At 49.7% G+C, this 19735-nt stretch carries 23 protein-coding genes and 1 pseudogene; 3 read left to right on the top strand and 21 right to left on the bottom strand.

Features of this window, described 5'->3' with window-relative positions:
* The first annotated feature begins 68 nt into the window (after positions 1 to 68).
* Positions 69 to 542, top strand: coding sequence for a peroxiredoxin (locus tag NH461_RS08975; RefSeq protein WP_261600029.1), 474 nt, complete (start codon positions 69 to 71; stop codon positions 540 to 542).
* 65 nt (positions 543 to 607) lie between these two features.
* On the opposite strand, the gene NH461_RS08980 is transcribed toward NH461_RS08975, so the two are convergent.
* The 20 genes and pseudogenes from NH461_RS08980 to yghU all read right to left on the bottom strand — a co-directional run bounded on the left by NH461_RS08980 (position 608) and on the right by yghU (position 13715).
* Positions 608 to 1450, bottom strand: coding sequence for an NAD-dependent epimerase/dehydratase family protein (locus NH461_RS08980; RefSeq protein WP_261600030.1), 843 nt, complete (start codon positions 1448 to 1450; stop codon positions 608 to 610).
* The gene (locus tag NH461_RS08985) at positions 1447 to 1992 is read right to left on the bottom strand and encodes a GNAT family N-acetyltransferase (protein ID WP_261600031.1); all 546 of its coding nucleotides are present in this window, start codon (positions 1990 to 1992) and stop codon (positions 1447 to 1449) included. The genes NH461_RS08980 and NH461_RS08985 overlap by 4 nt, the downstream gene beginning before the upstream one ends.
* A 46-nt stretch (positions 1993 to 2038) precedes the next feature.
* The gene (locus NH461_RS08990) at positions 2039 to 2992 is read right to left on the bottom strand and encodes a D-2-hydroxyacid dehydrogenase family protein (protein WP_261600032.1); all 954 of its coding nucleotides are present in this window, start codon (positions 2990 to 2992) and stop codon (positions 2039 to 2041) included.
* Positions 2993 to 3058: 66 nt separating this feature from the next.
* Complete coding sequence (locus NH461_RS08995; RefSeq protein WP_261600033.1) at positions 3059 to 3469, bottom strand: GFA family protein; 411 nt, start codon at positions 3467 to 3469, stop codon at positions 3059 to 3061.
* 42 nt (positions 3470 to 3511) lie between these two features.
* Positions 3512 to 3790 (bottom strand): hypothetical protein, encoded by a 279-nt coding sequence (locus NH461_RS09000; RefSeq protein WP_261600034.1) that lies wholly within the window; start codon positions 3788 to 3790, stop codon positions 3512 to 3514.
* A gap of 40 nt (positions 3791 to 3830) precedes the next feature.
* Complete coding sequence (locus NH461_RS09005) at positions 3831 to 4235, bottom strand: MAPEG family protein (protein ID WP_261600035.1); 405 nt, start codon at positions 4233 to 4235, stop codon at positions 3831 to 3833.
* Positions 4236 to 4368: 133 nt separating this feature from the next.
* Positions 4369 to 5430: a phytanoyl-CoA dioxygenase family protein gene (locus tag NH461_RS09010; RefSeq protein WP_261600036.1), complete on the bottom strand. Its 1062-nt coding sequence runs from the start codon at positions 5428 to 5430 to the stop codon at positions 4369 to 4371.
* A gap of 137 nt (positions 5431 to 5567) precedes the next feature.
* Positions 5568 to 5945, bottom strand: coding sequence for a cupin domain-containing protein (locus tag NH461_RS09015; RefSeq protein WP_261600037.1), 378 nt, complete (start codon positions 5943 to 5945; stop codon positions 5568 to 5570).
* Between the two features lie 90 nt (positions 5946 to 6035).
* The gene (locus NH461_RS09020) at positions 6036 to 6632 is read right to left on the bottom strand and encodes a nucleoside deaminase (protein ID WP_261600038.1); all 597 of its coding nucleotides are present in this window, start codon (positions 6630 to 6632) and stop codon (positions 6036 to 6038) included.
* An 88-nt stretch (positions 6633 to 6720) separates the two neighbouring features.
* Positions 6721 to 7101 carry a DUF1801 domain-containing protein gene (locus NH461_RS09025; protein ID WP_261600039.1) on the bottom strand — a complete coding sequence of 127 codons (381 nt, stop codon included), beginning with the start codon at positions 7099 to 7101 and terminating at the stop codon, positions 6721 to 6723.
* Positions 7102 to 7199: 98 nt separating this feature from the next.
* On the bottom strand, positions 7200 to 7616 hold the full coding sequence (locus NH461_RS09030) for an ester cyclase (protein WP_261600040.1): 417 nt from the start codon (positions 7614 to 7616) through the stop codon (positions 7200 to 7202).
* A 144-nt stretch (positions 7617 to 7760) separates the two neighbouring features.
* Positions 7761 to 8213, bottom strand: coding sequence for a nuclear transport factor 2 family protein (locus tag NH461_RS09035; protein WP_261600041.1), 453 nt, complete (start codon positions 8211 to 8213; stop codon positions 7761 to 7763).
* A 54-nt stretch (positions 8214 to 8267) separates the two neighbouring features.
* On the bottom strand, positions 8268 to 8849 hold the full coding sequence (locus NH461_RS09040; RefSeq protein WP_261600042.1) for a GNAT family N-acetyltransferase: 582 nt from the start codon (positions 8847 to 8849) through the stop codon (positions 8268 to 8270).
* 100 nt (positions 8850 to 8949) lie between these two features.
* Entirely contained in the window at positions 8950 to 9480 is a 531-nt protein-coding gene (locus tag NH461_RS09045) for a GNAT family N-acetyltransferase (protein WP_261600043.1), read from the bottom strand.
* Positions 9481 to 9558: 78 nt separating this feature from the next.
* Complete coding sequence (locus tag NH461_RS09050) at positions 9559 to 9966, bottom strand: GFA family protein (RefSeq protein WP_261600044.1); 408 nt, start codon at positions 9964 to 9966, stop codon at positions 9559 to 9561.
* Between the two features lie 44 nt (positions 9967 to 10010).
* A pseudogene (locus NH461_RS09055) lies at positions 10011 to 10187 on the bottom strand (SAM-dependent methyltransferase); the annotation flags it as partial.
* Positions 10188 to 10220: 33 nt separating this feature from the next.
* Positions 10221 to 11240, bottom strand: coding sequence for an alpha/beta hydrolase family protein (locus NH461_RS09060; RefSeq protein ID WP_261600045.1), 1020 nt, complete (start codon positions 11238 to 11240; stop codon positions 10221 to 10223).
* Positions 11241 to 11323: 83 nt separating this feature from the next.
* Positions 11324 to 11791: a cupin domain-containing protein gene (locus NH461_RS09065; RefSeq protein ID WP_261600046.1), complete on the bottom strand. Its 468-nt coding sequence runs from the start codon at positions 11789 to 11791 to the stop codon at positions 11324 to 11326.
* Positions 11792 to 12170: 379 nt separating this feature from the next.
* Positions 12171 to 12488, bottom strand: a complete 318-nt coding sequence (locus tag NH461_RS09070; RefSeq protein ID WP_261600047.1) for a hypothetical protein — start codon at positions 12486 to 12488, stop codon at positions 12171 to 12173.
* Positions 12489 to 12857: 369 nt separating this feature from the next.
* Positions 12858 to 13715: a glutathione-dependent disulfide-bond oxidoreductase gene (yghU, locus tag NH461_RS09075; protein ID WP_261600048.1), complete on the bottom strand. Its 858-nt coding sequence runs from the start codon at positions 13713 to 13715 to the stop codon at positions 12858 to 12860.
* Between the two features lie 355 nt (positions 13716 to 14070).
* On the opposite strand from yghU, the gene NH461_RS09080 reads away from it, so the two are divergent.
* On the top strand, positions 14071 to 15654 hold the full coding sequence (locus NH461_RS09080; RefSeq protein WP_261600049.1) for a sensor domain-containing diguanylate cyclase: 1584 nt from the start codon (positions 14071 to 14073) through the stop codon (positions 15652 to 15654).
* 233 nt (positions 15655 to 15887) lie between these two features.
* Positions 15888 to 16559: a TetR/AcrR family transcriptional regulator gene (locus tag NH461_RS09085; RefSeq protein ID WP_261600050.1), complete on the top strand. Its 672-nt coding sequence runs from the start codon at positions 15888 to 15890 to the stop codon at positions 16557 to 16559.
* A gap of 131 nt (positions 16560 to 16690) precedes the next feature.
* On the opposite strand, the gene NH461_RS09090 is transcribed toward NH461_RS09085, so the two are convergent.
* Positions 16691 to 19732, bottom strand: a complete 3042-nt coding sequence (locus NH461_RS09090) for an efflux RND transporter permease subunit (protein WP_261600051.1) — start codon at positions 19730 to 19732, stop codon at positions 16691 to 16693.
* Positions 19733 to 19735 lie beyond the last annotated feature (3 nt).

Genomic DNA, 19735 nt, shown 5'->3' on the forward strand with positions numbered 1-19735 from the left:
ATGTGTCTGTTTATCACCCGGTTTTGAGTCTAGACTGTGTGTATGTTCATCCAACCTAAGGACACACAATGATTGAACAAGGACAAAAGCTACCGGCAGTTACGCTCAGCGAACTCACGAAAGACGGCATGGTGACCCATGAAGTCGCCAAATTATTTGCGAATAAAAAAGCGGTGCTGTTTGCCGTGCCGGGTGCTTTTACCCCGACCTGTTCTGAAGCCCATTTGCCGGGCTATGTTGTCAACGCAGACAAACTCAAAGCCAAAGGTGTGGATCTGATTGCCTGTGTTGCGGTCAACGACGCCTTCGTCATGAAAGCCTGGGGAGATGCTCAAAATGCCTCTGAGATCATGATGCTGGCTGACGGTGACGGCAGCTTCACCAAAGCACTGGGCCTTGAGATGGATACAGCCGGGTTCGGCGGCCTCCGCTCTCAGCGCTATGCCATGATTATCGACAATGGCGTCGTCACTCAACTCAACGTTGAAGCGCCTTCAGGCTTTGAAGTCAGTAACGCCGAAACCATTCTCGACAGCCTGTAATTGCATAACGATTGGCCGGTTCATTCAAAACGGAAGCTTGGCTTCCGTTTTTATTCCCCGCACATTCAGCCCATATCCGTAAGCTGCGTCGACATGGCGGACAAATAAGTTTGAAGATCAGAAGTCGGCTGAAAATCGGGAGTAATCGGCAAATCTAAATTCAACCGTTGAATATCCGCAGCCATTTCCCCTTTTTCTTCAAACACTTCCCAACTGATCGGATTCATTTTTTCGATCAGGCCGCATGCCAACAACAGCCGGGCAAATTCGAGCGGCGAATACCCCTGCTCTTCTGCGATGAAATACTGAGGTTCATTCAGCGATTGAGCAATCATCTGATGATAAAAGCGAGCGGCATCTTCGACGTGAATATATTGGTTATAACCAACACTGGGAATCGCAACATCCCGTATTTTTTCTGATAAGGCCTCGGCATTTCTCACCAGTTGGCAGTCGCGGCTGCCATACACCAAGCTTGGGAGATAAACGATTTGCCAGCCACCGGCCAGCGCCCCTTCAATGGTCGCCACATCCTGACTGACACACGGAAAAGGCTTGAGTTGAAACGCCTCAAGATCAGACCGGGTTGAATGGCCAAACAACCACACCCCGGACGTATGAATTTTCTGTGCCTGCGGTTTGGCGAATTGAGTTAACGTTTTGAGCAGCGCCTGCTCGATCGCCACAATTTCTTCCGGCGAATGAGCCGACCAATGTGGCCTTGCACAATTGATCACGACGTCAAAAGAGCCGTAGGCATCCGTTGAATCACGCGAGACCACCTGACTGCCCGATACCTGCGCCATCGCTGCTCGGACATACGTATAAACCTCAAGGCCCTGTGATGTGAGATGCTCTTTGACATGCTGCCCCACATAGCCGTTTGCACCGGCGATCAAGACTTTCATCGTTCAGTCCACTTCGCCCGGCTCAATCCATAGACCGCGTGGTCAACGATCCGTCCATTGAGGTTTTCCGCTCGGGTGATCACACCTTCCAGCTCAAACCCCAAACGCTCACACACCCTGCGGCTCGGTCGATTCTCGACCGCGGCTGAGATCTGGACTTTTTCCATTGCCAATTGTTCAAAAGCAATTTCGATCATTTTCTCCACCGACTGACTGACGATGCCCTGTCCCTGATATTGCTGGCTCAACCAGTAGCCGATTTCGACTTTCTTCAGCTCGATGTGAATCGTATTAAAACTAATGTTACCGGCCACTTGCCCCTCAACGATCATCGCACAGGTCAACGACTTTCCGGCCGCATAACCTTGTAGCGCATTCTCAATGAAGGTCCGAAAAAACGCTTCCGAATCTGCATGCGCGGGCCAGGCCAACCACTGTCCAAGGCAGTCTCGCTCTTGCGAGACAATGTTCAGATATTGCTTTGCAAATGACGGCTGAATTAATGCCAGCGCCAAGCCTTCTTTCACTTCCTGTGTAAACATAAACGCCCTGTTTCTCATGATTCTTGATGATGATTGCGCTGAATGACTATTGCGCGGACTGTGCTTGGGTGTAAGCCATCAAATTTTCAAACGCCACCCGAAAATAAAGCGCGTAGCTATTGTGCTCCACATAGCCCAGATGAGGTGTGGCAAGTACATTCGGCAAACTCAGTAACGGCTCGCTTTCTATCGTTGCTGGCTCATTCTCAAACACATCTAATGCCGCCCGTTTGGTGGGATGTTTAGACAGTTCGTCATATAAAACTTGCGGCTCGACAAGCTCCGCCCGACTGGTGTTGACAAACAAGGAGTCCGGTTTCATCAAGGCTAAGTCAGCCTGAGTGACGCACCCTCTCGTCACCTCATTCAATCGAAGGTGTAGCGAAACAATGTCGGCAGCACAGAAAAATTGTGCTTTCGAACTCGCAGCCGCAAAGCCATCACGGGTTGCGTTGACCCTTGAGGCTTCACTCCCCCAGACCAATACCTGCATCCCGAAAACTTTGGCATATTGCGCGATACGTTGCCCAATTTTACCATATCCCCAAATGCCTAGAGTCAGCCCGTTAAGGGTTCGGCCCAACCCCAATTCACCCGGCTGTTGCCATTCCCCCTGTTGAAAATTGGAAACATAAGCCGGAATGTGCCGAGATGCAGACATGATTAATGCCCAGCATAATTCCGATGGCGCGACAGGGGATCCAACGCCTTCCAGCACTTTCACCCCGAACTGTTCGCATAACTGCGGGTCGATGTGATTGCTGACTTTCCCTGTCTGACTAATGACTTTCAGATCAGGTAATTTCGCTAACAAAGACTCGGTGATTTGAGTTCTTTCACGGATAAGCACCAGGGCTTCAATACCCGCTAACTGTTCAGCAAGCCGAGCTTCATCCTTGTATGTCTCCGTCAGCACCGTCACCTCATGATGGCGCAATAACTCAAAACACTTGAGATCTTTGACGGCGTTCTGATAGTCATCCAGAATTGCAATGTTCACTGACGCTCCCCTTGTCCTTTATCGGCGGTTATCCCTGAATCACGCCCATGGGCAACCCGATCTGATTCATTGACCACGACTTGGCTCATGGGCGTCATAATGTGGCAGATCGACATCTAAGCTGTCCCAGTTGGCTTTTGAGGTCACAAAGTTATGTGATAACGGTCTTTCTTCGATATCCGAATCCAAGACCCCTAACCGTAGTCGAATCCGACTTGGATCCGCTTCGTTCGAACTGAATAAAGGCGAGGCACACCGGCCACAGAAATGGCGCTTGCGGCCCGGCTTCATTTCGAAGTGCTGAACGAGCCCTTCTCCCTGTTCAATACGAAAGTCTGCCGTCTTCACAAACCCATTGGTCGCAAATGCTGTCCCACTTGATTTTCTGCACAGGGAACAATGACAGTGGATGATGTCTGTAATTTTACCGATGATGACAAACTGAACCCCGCCGCACAGGCAACTACCTTGATACATCTATTATTTCCTTTTAATTCCAGGTGTCTTCACAGTGAAAAATCAGAACCGCTTCATCGGCTTGACGTATGCGCCATCAATTTCCGGATGGCCAATCAGGCGACCATGAAAAGCAACCAAGCCCATATTTTTTCTGATCCGCTCAGCCCAGAACGCGCCAATCACGAAGCCAATACTACCCATGGTGGCCACCAGGGGAAGGCTGACCTGATCACGTGCAATACAAATAAGGGCGGCCAGAAAAATACCGCCACACATCGGTGAAACTGCGACTTTCAACCACAACAACACATGTACGAGTGCGGCATAAAATTTAATCATAGAACTCCATTTTCATGGTTATTTGAGAGGGTAAAACTATCTATAGCCACTGCATGATACCGGCCATAAACACCGCAATCAGACTGAACAAACTCAAGCTAAATGCAATGCTGCGCGCCAATTTGACATCTAAATAATAAAAAATCATGTACGCAATTCGGGACACCAGATAGAACAATGCACTCATATTGACCACACTGGGAGACGCCTGTGACAATAAAGCAAAAATCACAAACGTAATAAATATCGCCACACTTTCATTCATATTCAAATGCGTCCGTGTGGCACGAAACAGCAAATGGTCATGATTGTGTTCAACAGGATAACCCGGCACATGCTTTAGTTTTAAAGCAATCACATCTGCCATGAGCAGTTGAATAAACATCAACAGCCCCACGAAACCAACAACCATAATTGCGGTTTGATAATCGACGAAGTAAGCCAATTTACATCTCCTTATGTAAACATGTTTTTCGATAGGTCACGTTCAACCTAATCGCTGAAGACAGCTATCCTGATGACATCAACATGGTCACATCAATCAGGAAACCAGTAGTATCTTTTAAACCCTACAATTTTCAATAGGGATTGAATTGACATGGGATCATATTGATATATTGAACAATGCGAGCCCGCTGCCCCAGATTCGGCCTGCTGCCGTGCGGGAGCAAATGATTCCAGATCACCATATCACCGGCTTTCGCCCCGATCGGGATTGAACCTAACGCATGCAAATCTTCCTTTTGGGGATCAGTACCGGCAGGAAGATCCGCCAACCAACCCGCCAAACGTCGGTGAAAACCAGGAACCAACGTCAACGCTCCTTGTTCTGGAGGAGTATCTGTCAGATAAAGAATCCCCTGGGTACCAAACACCAACGGCTGATTAAAATTAAGGTCCCAATGCAGATCGGGGCCAGGGAAAGTGTGCTTCTCATTTTGAGGCGGATGAAACCCACAGCGATCCGCAGACATCCAAAGATCACTGGTTTTCCAAAGTTGCGAAAAAGCTTTATGAATACGCAATGAGCGTCGGTTCGTTTCAAATGCCGGGTGCTGGATCAACTCAACCATAATCCCATGTTGATTGCGAGCCTGGTACCAGGTATCCGGGTCATCTTCTGAAACATTGAGATGCGTTATAATCGCTTCTTTTGCCTCGCAGCAGTCTGTTGGCGAAACAGCATGTCTCAAAATCAGATAACCATGTTCATCCCAGAACGACAAATCATCATCGGTGAAAACAGGAGGCATGTCCTCAATCATTTGTAACCATTCAGAGACCCCCGCTGTTTGCTGTGTCCCCAAAAATGTTGACCGAAGCCGATCAAGGCGCAACGGTTCCGGCTTTCCGGCCGTCGCTATAATCCATGCTTCAAACTCGGCAAACGTCGGCGCATTTGCATATAGATAATTTAAGGTTTGGTGTAAGCCGATCCCTAACGCATCAAAGACAGCCCTATCCCACAGCTCTTCGCCCGATCTATCGATTTTCTTGCCATGTAGAATGGCTTGCGAAGCCGACCACACCCTTTTGATATGTGGAACACCATCCAGTCCCAATGCCGTTGAAGGTTCAATCGTATTTAAACTCTGCATCACAGAAGATCCTTTCTTTTCATTGATGGGAACATCTTTCATGCCATGATTGAGTATTACTGACCATGGATGATTTATATTTCTACGTTCATGAATCACAACAACGGCGATGACAATACGCTGGACAAAACTATTCGCCGATTCTGCCAGTTTAATCCCTCAATCGGCGAGATCGAGGATTAATGATCAACAACCGCCACACCGGCTTTCTCAGCGATCGTGATATATTGGCTAGGTTCTATTGCCTCCAGTTCATGACGGGTCTCTGCATCAACGAATACAAAATCATGAGCGTAATATAAAGCACCATTTACTTTCAGCACGCCTTCAAGCACATATATTTGCTCCCAACCGGGGTGATAATGCAAGGGGAGCTTCGCGCCTTTTTCAAACTTTAACAAAGCGGATCGTCCAGACTCGGAATCTTCCGAGAGCCAACTGAATTCAACACCGACATAAGGTGTTTTCGCCCATTGACGATTTTTATTTACACTTTCATGAATCACAATCACAGCCTCCAAAGAGCGTACAACAAAGAACCTCGTGTATTCAGCCATGTTAAAAGCTAAATACACGAGGTTGGGAGATCTATATTTCAATCGAAATGTTTAGGGTAGTGCGACTTGATACATCACCGGGCTTACTTGTTATCGCGATGGCTGTGACCACATTGTTTTTTTGACTGCGCTAAGTCCTTGCCAGTCTTCTAAGTCCTGGTTCGGTTTTTCAGCTCGGAATTTTGCATACTGCTCAATCCCCAGTTTATCTTCCAGAATATCGACTTGAATCCCCTTTTCCCGAAGCAAGGCTTCATTCCCGCCGGCATTGGTGACATCACCGACAACGACACGACTAAAGCCGCGCATATAAAGTAAGGTAGCGCAGACATCACAAGGGCTCAGGCTGGTAAATAAGGTCGTTTGGCTGAAGTCGAGACGTCCCGCATCCCGAATGGCTGAGGTTTCACCATGATTATAAGGATGATCTTCCTGAACCAGAGTGTTATGTCCTTTACCGACAATGGTTCCTGTTGCGTTATCAACAATCACAGCGCCAATCGGACAACCACCTTCCTCGTCACTTTTTTGTGCAAGATATACCGCGATCCGCATGTAATCCGCATCCGTTAATTTTTGCGCAAAGTCTGGGCCAATCAGCACCGGTAAACTTTGTGTCGGCATATGGGCAATAGCTCTTAAGACTGCTTCATTGTTCTCGGAATAAGATTTGAACAAGGCTTCCATCTGTTTTTCTCCAACATTTCACTGAGGCCGACTTGCATCATAAAACACCACCGCCGGAATCTATACCCGTATTCAACCCAAAGACACATTAAGTTTTTTTCTTCAATGTTTGATTGTAGTGAACTGCGGCATGAATAAGAGCCTTCAACGCTTCCGTCTCTATGGTATCGTCCTGATAGATATCGATTGCACGCCTGACTTTCCCTTCAAGGCCGGCATTAAATAACGGTGTCGGATCCGGTAGTGCAGCACCATGTGCAAACGTCAGCTTGACTTTAGATGTGTAGGTTTCTCCCGTACAAACAATCCCGGTATGAGACCAAACCGGCACCCCCGCGGGGTTACTGGGCTTACACCACTTACGCTCTTCAATCATTTCCGGCACTGCGTCCAGAATCAGCTCGCGAACCTGACTCAACACATCAGCGCGCCAATCGCTCCGTTCGGTCATTTTTTCGTGTTCCAGCATGAACAGCCTCCCAACAAAAAAGGCGATCTGAGCGCCTTTTTACCCAATTGCAACGCCCCCGCGACACGGCCCGATCCACGAGCCGTTTAACGGGAAAATTAAGACCACCCCAGTTGCTGTAAGCTCACGGAGTCATTCCAGACTTTGGTCATATGCCGAATCAGCTTGCCTTCAAAATACATAATATAGACATAATCAGCCGCAACGACTTTCCCAGTCGGCTCTACAGGGCCACCAGGTCCGGTATTTGTGCCATGAAACACCGCAAATGCTGCGACACATGCCCGTGCATCATCTTCGGCGAAACATTTCAGTTCATAACGACCATCCGGGATGGGAGTGAGCAGACCCTTCATCCACTCAGTATAAGCTTCAAGCGTGGTCACCTCGGCCAGCGCCGCAGCCTGCGCTGAAAATGTTGCCTCAGGATGACAAAACATCTTGCAGACTTCCCATCCTTTACCGGTTTCACACGCATCGAAGAAAAGCATCGCCTGTTGCTGTCGATCACTCATCACGGTCACCTTCTGTTATCTGAAAATCATCAGCATAAGTGTGGTGCTTCCGACGATTGTTGCGTGATTCATTTGCAATCATCATGACGCGGCCAGAGACTCAGCGCCCACCACAACCAGACCGTTCAATTGAGATAACAGGGTTTACATGATTGATGATGCCACTTGCGTCGAATGCACTGCATGGACTTTCAAACGCCCATCCTGAGGTGCCCAGACACGGGAAAACATAAACTCCCCGCTGGCATCCATACCATCGTAGGTTCCGTGGATTGTCGCCCGAACCTGCACCACCCCAACTGACGCAATCAACTGAACAGTCATCTCAGAGAGCTCAATCGCCTCTAAGCGTAACTGGCCCGACTGATGCAGCGCTAAATCTTGCGCTTTGGTGACAACCTGACCGAAGTGATTCACAAACACCAAATCGTCAGACAGTAATTCAGAAAGCGTCTGGGTATCTGAAATTAACATTGCAGACTTCAAAGTTTCTTCTGCTGCGACAATTGTCTCACTCGATAACGAATTCATATTCACTCCAAATGTCATATTGATAGCATCACACAAGTTGACTGTCACACCAATCACGCGGACCATCACGACTGACTTTTCCCCAAACGACCCGCTTCAGGGGACAACTCCTCAGCACTTTTATTTGCAGAGCTTACTCAGCAAGTTGTTTTTTACGGCAGGCCATTCGCTGGCGATAATCGAATAAACGACCGTGTCTCGATACGAGCCATCCTTCATGATCTGGTGATTTCGCAAGATACCATCCAGCTTGGCCCCTAACCGCTCAATTGCAGCCCGGGAAGCCTGATTAAAAAAGTGAGTTCGAAACTCTACGGCGATTCCGGCGCAAGATTCGAAAAGATGACTCAGCAACAGCAATTTGGCTTCTGTGTTAATCGGCGTTCTTCGAACGGATGCGGCATACCAGGTGTAACCAATCATCGCTCGTCGATGGGCACTTTCAACATTGTAATAGCGTGTGGTCCCAACAATTTCATCGGTCAGTTTTGAACGAACGGCGTATGCGATATCCCCTGTTTCTGCTTGCCGAATGGCTTGCGCCACATATTGCGGAATTTCATCTTCACGCGGTACATTGGCATACCACAATTTCCAGGATTCGCCATCCTGCACGGCGTGCTGCAACGGCACAATATGCGCGTCGCTCAACGGCTCCAGCGTAACGTATTGACCTTCTAGGACTTTATTTTCTATCCACATGATTTCTATCCCTGATTTTCCTGACGCGCTACGTCTTACTTTTAAATTGATTAAGAACGAATTTTTTCGCCATACCCTGCTCAATGGGCGTGATGACTTATCATCCCCGACCGGTTTCCCATTCCTGTCTGAGAACACCATATTTCACAGAGTCATAGTATTGCCTCTGGTAATAGCGGACCTTTCGTAAGCAGGCTTCTTGTTGAAAACCTAGCTTCTCTGCACACGCCATCATCCTGGGATTCCCGGACCAGGTTGTTAAACCCACACGCTCGATTGCTAAAGTCGCAAAGAGGTGACTCACCCAAAGCTCCAAGGCACTGACTGCAATCCCCTGTCCCCAAAAGCGCGAGTCATAAATGACGACACCGGCTTCCAACCATCGGGTTGCCTCACATTCCCAGTAATAACTAACAGAGCCGACCGGCTGATCATTGACTGTGATCAGCCGCATGCGCCTTCCGGCACACAGTGAAGAAAACAGACCTTGCTTAAATTCGCAACGCGACGGCGTTGTGTATGGGAAATAGGGTCCGTTGAATTGGGTCCATTGTTCATCCGTCGTCACCAGCAGGAACAGTGACTCGAACTCATCTGAGCGTGCAGCCCTTAGTTGAACGGTATTGACCAATACTGAGCCCCCCTGAAGCCTGGATTTAAACGTGGTTTCGTTTTGGGATCCCCCCGAGACGAAACCTCTCCCGATTCTTTATGGCTGCTCGTCATACGCAACCACACCCTCGGATAAGGTATACCACGCCTGTTTCTGGCTGACCCAGACATGAGCGGTCGGCTGGATCAAACTCGTATCTGATAGATTGGAAGGTTTCAGTTTAATCTTATCGGGTTCGTCCGGGTTGAAATGATAGATACGGTTACCGCAAGTCGGGCAGAATTTTGCACCATTGATATTGCCGCTGTCAGCGGTTCGGCACCACTCTGCCAGCGCTCCCTGAAATTCAATATCCGTTGCATTCACGATTGCGGTAATACTAAACGCGCTGGTTGAGAGCTTCTGACACGCTTTACAATGGCAGGCAACCACCATCAAGGGTGCTGCGTGGAGCTGATAAGTCACACCGCCGCACTGGCATGACCCTTCTACCGGATAATTCATTGTTTCTCCTGATCGAATCGATGTTCGCTGTTCACCGCACCCCCGGCAAATGTCAGCGCATACCGACCAGTCGCAGCACCCAACTCGCACACGCTTGCTCCCGCCGTAAGATACGGGGCCAAAGCATGCATCGTGGTGTCAAACTCCATGCGCGTAATGTACTGACGAACCAAGCGGGCGTCTTCGTCCGCGCCGGTATACTGAGCAATTAATGCGTCCAATCTTGACGTCTCCCTGTCTGTTCAGTGGTGGGGTCATTCGGTGTTTTTCAGCGTCTGTGTCAGATATGCCACAATCATGGCACTCAACTCTTGATGGAACACGCTCCGGTCAAACCCCGCCGGGTCTTCAGCAACCACGCCGAGTTCAGCTTTGATGGATTCCGGATACGGCGTAATAAATGCGTAATGGCCGGCATTTTGAATCGTCACCTCAGTGAGCTTCGCTTTGCCGTTATTGTGTGTCTTCCCTGTATAGCCTGCCGCAATCACCGCTGAGTGATAGGGCTCCGTTAACTCTTCATCCTTTCCGGCCCGGATAAGCAGCATCGGAATGTCAACCTTTGCGAAAGCATCTGCGGCGCGAAAAACCAAGCCGACCGGCGCCATCAGCACCGCGGCTTTGATGCGCGGATCTTTGGGATTTTCAATCCGTACTGCCGTGAGCTGGTTGCCCTGAACACTCAGGCAAAACGGGTCTTTCATGTCCGTCTGCGATGTACACTGCTCGATGATCTGGCCGGTATCCGCAACAGCCCCGGCAGCCGCTAACGCTGCATAGCCGCCCATGGAATGCCCTATCACCGCAATCCTCCCGACATCCAGACGCTTGGACAGCTGTGGGTGCGTCACCAACGCATCAATGGCCGCTTGAAGATGCTTCGGCCGGTTCTGCCAGTTACGCGTCGTCCCTTCGGCCTGATTATTCTCAAAGTTGTTTCCCGGATGGAGCGGCATGCCGACCACAAATCCTTTACGGGCCAGCGCAAAAGCAATACTCCGATGCGCCAAATTACTCCCACCCGAACCGTGAGAGATGAGAACCAGCGGAAAGTGACCGGATGATATCTCGCTGCCAATCGCGAGCTCCATGGCAAACGGCCCGAATTGAACCCGGGTTTCGGGCGTCTGCGTCGGATACACCACCGACATCGGGAATTTCTCGCCGGTGTCCCGGGATTCAACCATCACTTTGCGAAATCCGACGTGATAGTCAGCCGGCGCCGCATTCGCGGAAAACGCCCCCAGAAAGCAAAACACAAGCAAGACCATCATCCGCGAGTTCATCATATGTCCCTACATTCAAAGCAAAACGTTCATCTAAAAAATCATTCAAAGCGCTATTTCATCAAGTGCTATTACCGATAAGGCGTGCCATCTTTTCGCGATGCGATCCATGCTCCGTCATCGGTGACGACCCATTTAAAATCATCATCCGGATACACGGCTTCATCGCCGTTCACCCGGCTGCCAACCACGATGAAGGTCGCAATTTCAGAGCTTCGGTTGATCAAGTGATGCCCGTTCTCTTTTCCCGCAGGAAAACCGACACACATCCCCGACTGTAATGTCTGCTCACCTTCATCGGTCACCAGCACCAAGGCGCCGGATAACACATACAAAAACTCATCCGACTCGGTGTGCCAGTGCCGCAAAGCCGACTGAGCACCAGGCTGTAAAACTTCCAGGTTGACCCCAAACTGTGACAGTCCGAACGAATCCCCCAGACTCCTGCACTCGGCGCTGCCGAGCCGGGTTTTCAAGGGTTCCGGAAATGGGTTAAACGTATCACCTTCAATTTCCAAGGCAATTTTCGCTTTTGGCATGCTTGTTCCTGTTCCATTGAATTGAATATTGCTGAGGGCAAGTGACCACGAGTCTGCACACCTGCCCTGAAACAGACGACACCAGAAAAGAGCCATAAAGGCTGAAGGTTAGTCCAATGTTGAATTGGTGAAGTTGAGGAGCGGCTCAGCCATGATAAATCCATCCGGCATGGTCATTTCCCATGCTACCGCCCCTAGGTAACGCTCCCACAAACGATAAATGATGCGCACGAAGCGCAACATCAATCGATTGAATATCATTTCGTATCGTTTTTCAATGAGTTATACGAAAAACATTAACATTTGAAAAATGAAATCGTCATCAATGGGTTACAGACAGGAAAATTCATAAGACACTTTTGCCACATATGGAGAAGGTTCAGAGACAGCCGGTTCTTTCATGGCGTAGAACAGCCAGCCATTGCTCCGGGTTGGCCAGAATAAACTCAAAAACTTGACCATCTGATAAGGTGATCCGAATTGCATCTGATGTGACGGGAATAAAACCGCCCCCTTTCTCCAAGCACTTTTCGACACGGGCAATCGATTTTCGCTCAATTCGATAGGGACCTAAACCAAACGCCTGATTATGCGGTTCAAACTGAAGCTCGGATTCGGTGACCCACAATTTTCCATCAGCTCTTGCAACACCACACTGCACGGTCGCGATCGATGATTTGAGCATCTGTTCCGACATATCAATTCCTCCCGGGTTAACCATGAACCTTATTCGCGAATCCCAAACTGTATTTCAATCACGTTTTGCGCCGACTCATTGTCTTGCTATTGGCGATCGCCAAACAGACCATACTCAACACAAGGTGAAAAACGGACCGATCCGCTTTGAAAGAAGCTACCGATGATTCGTGATAAATAATACGCAATTGATCACACTTGTGCTGATCTCACCCTCTAAATAATCAGAGCGTTTGTGTGAATAGCGCCCGGTAAACGGCGCCTCACATCATCAAAGGGCACCGCATTGCATCGAATGCCGGCGCCCATCCAAAAACAGCGGATTAACCTGAAAACGCATCAGCGCCTGAAAGGCAGGAATCTGTTGAGGTTAAGGGTGTTTGTTCAACACTTCGTCAATGTCGGCGGCATGATGACGCTCAGCCAGAATCTCCCAGTCTTCTCCCCAGGTGCGATTGACAATTCTTCCCCGTTGCACGGCGGGACGCTGCGCAATCTCTTTCGCCCAGCGCAAGACATGTTGGTAACGCTCAACATCAAGAAACACCGCCGCATCGTACAATTTGCCCAGGACCAGGTTCCCGTACCATGGCCACACTGCGATATCTGCAATGCTGTACTCATCCCCGGCAATAAATGCATGGCACGCCAGTTGTTTATCGAGCACATCCAACTGCCGTTTCGCTTCCATCGAAAAGCGATTGATCGGATATTCAAACTTTTCCGGCGCATAAGCATAAAAGTGACCAAATCCACCGCCCAGGTACGGCGCTGAGCCCTGAAGCCAGAACAGCCAGTTCATCATCTGGGTCCGAGCCGACGGCTCTGTCGGTAACAAGCGATTAAATTTTTCGGCCAGATACAACAGAATCGCCCCGGATTCGAACACGTTCACCGGCGTATCTGTTGAACGGTCCACCAACGCCGGGATCTTGGAGTTCGGGTTGACCTCAACAAATCCGGATGAAAATTGCTCCCCTTCGCCAATCTGAATCAGGTGGGCATCATATTCCGCCTCAGTCACCCCATCCGCCAGGAGTTCTTCAAGCATAATGGTGACTTTCTGCCCGTTGGGCGTCCCCAGGGAGTACAGTTGCAACGGGTGCGAACCAACGGGAAGCGCCTGATCGTATCGGGCACCGGCATCAGGCCGGTTGATACTGGCCCACTCGCCTCCATTTTCGGAATCCATCGTCCACACTTCGGGTACTATATATTCGTTTGACATATTCTCTCCTGGCCAATAAGGCCCGTCAGTCCTTGAAAACTCGTCATCAATATAGACATACTTGAACAATCACTCAAGTAATGAGTGGCATCCGTTCAAGGCTGATACAGCATAGTCCCTACCCTTCATATTGATTTGTTAGTTTCATCACAAACAAACGTCATAAAATTGACGAACTTTCGCCAGCAAACCTGCATCTACCACAAACTCAACACACACCCTTTGCCTTAAGCCTCTGTTAACAATATCATTTGCCGCCTGCCCTTAATGATGTGCCAGAAAAATAGTACTGACTGAGACCCTCAGTGATCAAAACAATAACGACTAATCCTGACGCCCCTTGGAGAAGCTTGCTTTGAGCGCCAATAACCAAATGTCATTTCATGTTCTGCAACGATTGAACCTTCGCCTGCTGATACTCTCGCTGGCCTTGCTCAGCGTCTTGATCACGCTGGGAAACAGTTTTTGTGCCACTTACCAGGTACAACGCGATTTACTGATTAACAATACTTTAGAAGCCAATCGGGCCTATTCCGCCAAGCTGGCGAAAGATACCGACAACTTTTTTGCCGTCGCCCAAAGCCAGCTTCAATACAGTGCCGATCTAATCGCCGCACACATGGATGACGAATCGTACCTGCAAACGGAAGCAACGCGCTTACACAAACAAAATGCCCTCTTCGATTCCGTTTTTATTGTAAATGCCGATGCCACCATCGTTGCTGCATCGCCAAGTGTTCTGAACCTAAAAGGAAGACAGCTTTCAACGCCCGATGCCATCGAAGCTTTCCACGCCCAAAAGCCGATCATATCCAATCCTTTTATCTCCCCGGTCGGCAATTACCTGATCAGCATCTCGCATCCTATTTTTAGCGCTGATGGTCACTATCTGGGCTATGTGGCCGGCACCATTTATCTGCAGGAGAACGGCATCCTGGGTAATTTGCTGGGCCAACATTACTATCAGGACGGCACCTATGTGTATGTCGTCGATCAGAGCGGCGTGCTGCTCTATCATCAGGATCCCAACCGGATTGGAGAAAAAGTCACCGTCAACGGTTTTCTTCAGGCCGTCATCAAACAACAAAGTGGCGAGGCGGAAATAACCAACTCGCGTGGGATCGACATGCTGGCCGGATATGCTCCCATTGCCCGCACCGGCTGGAGCGTGGTGGCACAACGGCCCAAAGCCGTTACCCTGACCAAACTGGAAGAGCAAATTCAGGTCTTCTCGGTCAAAACCCTCCCCTTAACGCTCATCACCTTAGTGTTCATTTGGGTCTCAGCGCTGCTGATTGCCCGGCCACTGAAAGAGCTCGCGAACAACGCCCGGGTTCTGGACCAAAAACAGGCACAGGATCGCATTCAATCCATCAGCTCCTGGTATTTTGAATCCGCCCTACTCAAAAGCGCGATTCTCAAAGGTGTCGGCTTGCTCAACGAGAAAATATCCAGACTACAGGCAGACAGTCATACCGACCCGATGACCGGGCTCTATAACCGCAGGGGAATGCAAAAAGTTCTGGATTACTATCAGGATGTAAAGCAGGACTTCGCCGTCATTTCCTTAGATATCGATCACTTTAAGCAAATCAATGACCGTTACGGTCACGATGTCGGTGATCAGGTCATTCAATCTCTGGCGCAGCTAATGCGTCACAACTCCCGCAAGGATGACGCGCTCTGTCGCAGTGGCGGAGAAGAGTTCCTCATCTTTCTGCCGAATACAACTGTAGAAATTGCAGAACGGATTGCCGAGCGCTTACGCCAAAACGTCGCACAGCATAAAATGACGGAACGTTTCTGTATCACCATTTCCCTGGGTGTGGTTCAGTGCCAAATCGACACCACATCGCCGAAAGATGCCCTGAAATTTGCGGACAACGCTCTCTATCAAGCCAAGCGAAACGGGAGAAACCAGGTGGTGAAGGCAGCTTGATTGTCGCGGTATCTCACAGAGTGAAGCAGCCGTCCGGGGCTGCTTCATTTACCGGCAACGTGTACTCGTCGCTTTCAGAAAACACTGCTGTTATTTTTGCTGATTCAAAGACTTTGCTACACGAAAATGTTGCAGCAGGTAAAATCACTATTCTCATGTAATCACAGCGGGAGTATGATGAATTCGCTAAACATGACTCCCCGATGATCATTCTCTAACCTCGAAGTTTTCTTATGACTAAGCCAGATTCACGGGCGCTCAACGCTCCACAACAATCAGAAGCTGCAAGTAAACCCAAGCGACGTGGCAGGCCTGTCGGCGACCACGAATCGAAGCGTGCTGAACTACTCGCAGCCGCCATTGCTGTCACCGCGGAAGAAGGATATGCCGGCGCTTCGCTGCGCAAAGTCGCCAAGCGATTCGGGGGCACGACTGGCGCCGTGACTTATTACTTTGCGAATAAAGAAGAGATGATCACCGCAGTGATTGAAGAACTATTCAATAGAGTCGACAACTTGCTGAACGTGGATACCGAAAACATCGATATCAAACAGTTAATGCAACAATTTTTAACCTGGCCAGAGACCAGCGAAACTGATTTATGGCTAGTGTTTATTCAGTTATTAGCCCACGCAAAGCATGAGCCCGCATTCGCCACAGTATTAGCCCAACGCAATGCAAATTTTCTGGCTAAATTTGCCTCTGTTATCGAGAAAGGTCAATGCCAAGGGGTTATCCGAAAAGACATTCCTGCCGCCATACTTGCCGATCAATTAAGTGCGATGTGCGACGGCTGGATGATCTTGATGCCGTTTGAACCTGAGCGATTTACGCCCGAACGTATTCAAACACTACTGGACGCCATCGCGAAACTGATTGCGCCGCCACAGATGCTCGCCCCCTAACAACGCCATCACATCAATACGCCGCACTGTTGGATAGATGACTTCAATCCGGCTTTTATTTTAATACGAACAGGAAAACGGCCTGGTGTTCAGTTTCTGAAAACCAGGCCGTCCCCATTGAACCTATCCAGTCATTCGTTCAGTTTCACCCTGTAGAACAACGCGTAAAGCACCGGAAGCACGATCATGGTCAGGAGCGTAGCAAACGACAGTCCGCCAATAATCGTAACCGCCATTGGCGCAAAAAAAGCGTCAAAGATCAGGGGAATCATCCCAAGCACCGTGGTCAGCGCCGCCATAGATACCGGACGCAGACGGCTCACAGATGCCTCAACAATCACCGATAGCAGGTCTTTGCCTTTTCCACTGAGCAGGTTGATTTCCTCAATCAACACAATCGCATTCTTGATGAGCATCCCCACCAGACTCAGGAATCCAAGCAAGGCCATGAAACCGAAGGGCTGACCGGTGCTCAATAAACCAATCGTGACACCAATCAGTGCCAGGGGAACACATAACCAGATCACCAAAGGCTGACGCAACGAGTTAAACATCATGATGGTGAGCAAAATCATCCCTAACACATAGATTGGAATCGTTGAGGCCAGTCCGGCTTCAGCTTTACCGGAGTCTTCATACTCCCCTCCCCACGCCAACTTGTAACCAGGCGGCAACGCTAACGCTTCCACTTGTGGACGTAAACGCGTAAATATCTGACTCGCATTCCCGGTAATCGGATCAGCAAAGACGGTAATCGTTCGCTGCCGGTCACGACGATGGATGATCTCATCTTCAAAGGTTGTTTCAAACTCATGGACAACCTGGCGTAAAGGGATCATTTTCTGTGCAACCGGGCTCCAGATTTGTAGATTCGATAAATTATCCAGACGGCTACGGGTCATTTCATCCGCACGAACAATGATGGGCAAAATCAAATCCGCTTCACGGTATAAACCTGCTGTCACCCCCTGGAAACCCTCCTGAATTGTACTGGCGACCATCGGCCGAGTAATGCCATTGATGTTCGACTGCTCTTCAGCTAACACCGCTCTGACCATTTTGACCGGCTGCCGCCAGTCAGTGCGAATTGACTTCGTATTGGGATCGCCGCGATAGATCGCTTCAACCTCACCGGCCAGGCGTCTCAATTCATTGATATCCGGACCGCTAATTCTTGCCTGTATCTTACCGGTAGACCCGGGTCCCAGCAGGAATGTTGATGCATAAGACAAGGCATCGGGAAACTCAGCGGCGAGTTCTGCCTCGACCTTAGGCAACAACGCATCAATCACCTCTGCGTCTTCCACACTGACCAAGAACTGTGCATAAGCGGAATTTGGCTGCTCCGGCTGGTAGGTCAGCAAAAAGCGCAACGCCCCTTGGCCAAGGCTGGAAGTCACATGCGTGACCCCTTCCTGTTTCAGCAACAGCTGCTCAACTTTTTCCGCATCCTGACGGGTGACATCAAAGTGCGTCCCTTGGGGTAACCAGTAATCAACCTGGAACTGCGGTCGCGTCGCACTTGGCAGAAAGTTCTGCTCTATCAAAGTAAACCCCCACATGGAAACTGCGAATATGCCCACGACGGAAGCGGAGCTCAGGTAACGATGGCGAATACAGGCCCGTAATAACCGCTGATAGCCAAGGTAAAAACCGCCGCTGTAGGGCTCAGCCTCCGCTTCCTTCACTGTTGGCTTCTTGAGGAACATCACGCACAGGAGCGGTGTGATGGTCACAGCCGTCAGCCAACTCAACATCAATGACACCATCACCACCTGGAATAATGAACGGCAAAATTCCCCGGTTTCATCCTGTGAAGTACCAATTGCGGCAAAGGCCAGTATCGCAATTAATGTGGCTGCAAGCAGAGGCCAGGCGGTGTCTTTCACTACTTCAATGGCTGACTCCTCCGCCCCTTTTCCCTTTTGCATTCGGATCTGTATCCCGTCGACCACAACAATCGCATTGTCGACCAGCATCCCCAGCGCAATGATCAGAGCACCTAAAGAAACACGTTCCAGCGCAACACCCATGGGATCGAGGAAGATAAATGAGCCGACAATCGTCAGCACCAGCACAAAACCAATCAGTAACCCGCTGCGCAGCCCCATAAACAGCAGCAGAACCCCAACAACAATCGCTGTGGCTTCAATCAGGCTTTCCACAAACCCCGATAGCGCGGTTGTCACAGATTCTGATTGCATCGAAACGGTGTGCAAGGCCATACCAAGCGGCCGCACGTTCTCCAGTTCAGCTAATCGTGCCTGTACGGCCTCCCCCATCGTCACGACATTACCGCCGGAAACAGTAGAGATCCCTAAGCCTACTCCGACCTGACCATCAAAACGAATTTCAGCCGTTACCGGATCCACATAGTCCCGCTTCACATCCGCAATATCACGCAAATAGATCTGCCGGCTCCCATTGCCACTGCTGATTAACAATGATTCAAAGTCAGTAACCGAACGCAGCCCTCCGGTCGGCATCATGGTCACAAATGAGGAGCCAAGCCGCGCACGACCGGCATCAACCGCCATGCCTTGTTGACGTAAAGACTCCATAATTGCGTCCGGCTGAATCCCCAGTTGCGACATCCGGCTGCGATTAAACTCAACGTAAATGGCTTCACGACGCTCGGCAAACGTCGTCACTTTGCCAACATCCTGAACCAGCAAAAGCTCGCGTTTCAGATTGTCGACATAGTCTTTGATCTCGGCATAGCTATAACCATCGCCGGTCACAACGGTGAAAATACTATAAACATCACCGTAATCATCAAAGACTATTGGTGTGCCGGCACCCGGGGGAAGTTCCCGTTGCGCATCACTGACTTTCCGACGCAGTTCGTCCCACACCTGCGGCAAAGTGGCTTTGTCATAATTATCTTTCATGGTCACCGTGAGCGTCGACAAACCACGCTCCGACTTTGACTTCACACGTTCGAGCTGACCCAGCTGCTGGACTGCTTGTTCCAGTTCATCACTGACTTCCTGCTCAACTTCCAGCGCCGATGCGCCGGGATACGGTGTGATAATCAAAGCTTCTTTAATCGTGAACTCAGGATCTTCCAAACGACTCATATTGCCGTAAGCGAATAAGCCTGTGGCAAACAAGACGAAGGTGAAAACCAACGTCACAACGCGATGTTTAATCGCGACAGAGGCAATATTCATCTC

Origin of the sequence: Photobacterium sp. TY1-4 (assembly GCF_025398175.1) — a bacterium.
In the GTDB taxonomy this organism is placed as follows: Bacteria; Pseudomonadota; Gammaproteobacteria; order Enterobacterales; family Vibrionaceae; genus Photobacterium.

What these genes read in the sequence shown, in the direction of transcription:
- NH461_RS09050 (WP_261600044.1), bottom strand. Translation starts at nt 9,966, where the DNA reads ATGAATTATCCGGTAGAAGGGTCATGCCAGTGCGGCGGTGTGACTTAT.
- NH461_RS09015 (WP_261600037.1), bottom strand. Translation starts at nt 5,945, where the DNA reads ATGGCTGAATACACGAGGTTCTTTGTTGTACGCTCTTTGGAGGCTGTG.
- NH461_RS09020 (WP_261600038.1), bottom strand. Translation starts at nt 6,632, where the DNA reads ATGGAAGCCTTGTTCAAATCTTATTCCGAGAACAATGAAGCAGTCTTA.
- NH461_RS08995 (WP_261600033.1), bottom strand. Translation starts at nt 3,469, where the DNA reads ATGTATCAAGGTAGTTGCCTGTGCGGCGGGGTTCAGTTTGTCATCATC.
- NH461_RS09000 (WP_261600034.1), bottom strand. Translation starts at nt 3,790, where the DNA reads ATGATTAAATTTTATGCCGCACTCGTACATGTGTTGTTGTGGTTGAAA.
- NH461_RS09030 (WP_261600040.1), bottom strand. Translation starts at nt 7,616, where the DNA reads ATGAGTGATCGACAGCAACAGGCGATGCTTTTCTTCGATGCGTGTGAA.
- NH461_RS09040 (WP_261600042.1), bottom strand. Translation starts at nt 8,849, where the DNA reads ATGTGGATAGAAAATAAAGTCCTAGAAGGTCAATACGTTACGCTGGAG.
- NH461_RS08985 (WP_261600031.1), bottom strand. Translation starts at nt 1,992, where the DNA reads ATGTTTACACAGGAAGTGAAAGAAGGCTTGGCGCTGGCATTAATTCAG.
- NH461_RS08980 (WP_261600030.1), bottom strand. Translation starts at nt 1,450, where the DNA reads ATGAAAGTCTTGATCGCCGGTGCAAACGGCTATGTGGGGCAGCATGTC.
- NH461_RS09035 (WP_261600041.1), bottom strand. Translation starts at nt 8,213, where the DNA reads ATGGTCCGCGTGATTGGTGTGACAGTCAACTTGTGTGATGCTATCAAT.
- NH461_RS09025 (WP_261600039.1), bottom strand. Translation starts at nt 7,101, where the DNA reads ATGCTGGAACACGAAAAAATGACCGAACGGAGCGATTGGCGCGCTGAT.
- NH461_RS09060 (WP_261600045.1), bottom strand. Translation starts at nt 11,240, where the DNA reads ATGATGGTCTTGCTTGTGTTTTGCTTTCTGGGGGCGTTTTCCGCGAAT.
- NH461_RS09085 (WP_261600050.1), top strand. Translation starts at nt 15,888, where the DNA reads ATGACTAAGCCAGATTCACGGGCGCTCAACGCTCCACAACAATCAGAA.
- NH461_RS09070 (WP_261600047.1), bottom strand. Translation starts at nt 12,488, where the DNA reads ATGTCGGAACAGATGCTCAAATCATCGATCGCGACCGTGCAGTGTGGT.
- yghU (WP_261600048.1), bottom strand. Translation starts at nt 13,715, where the DNA reads ATGTCAAACGAATATATAGTACCCGAAGTGTGGACGATGGATTCCGAA.
- NH461_RS09010 (WP_261600036.1), bottom strand. Translation starts at nt 5,430, where the DNA reads ATGAAAGATGTTCCCATCAATGAAAAGAAAGGATCTTCTGTGATGCAG.
- NH461_RS08975 (WP_261600029.1), top strand. Translation starts at nt 69, where the DNA reads ATGATTGAACAAGGACAAAAGCTACCGGCAGTTACGCTCAGCGAACTC.
- NH461_RS09065 (WP_261600046.1), bottom strand. Translation starts at nt 11,791, where the DNA reads ATGCCAAAAGCGAAAATTGCCTTGGAAATTGAAGGTGATACGTTTAAC.
- NH461_RS09090 (WP_261600051.1), bottom strand. Translation starts at nt 19,732, where the DNA reads ATGAATATTGCCTCTGTCGCGATTAAACATCGCGTTGTGACGTTGGTT.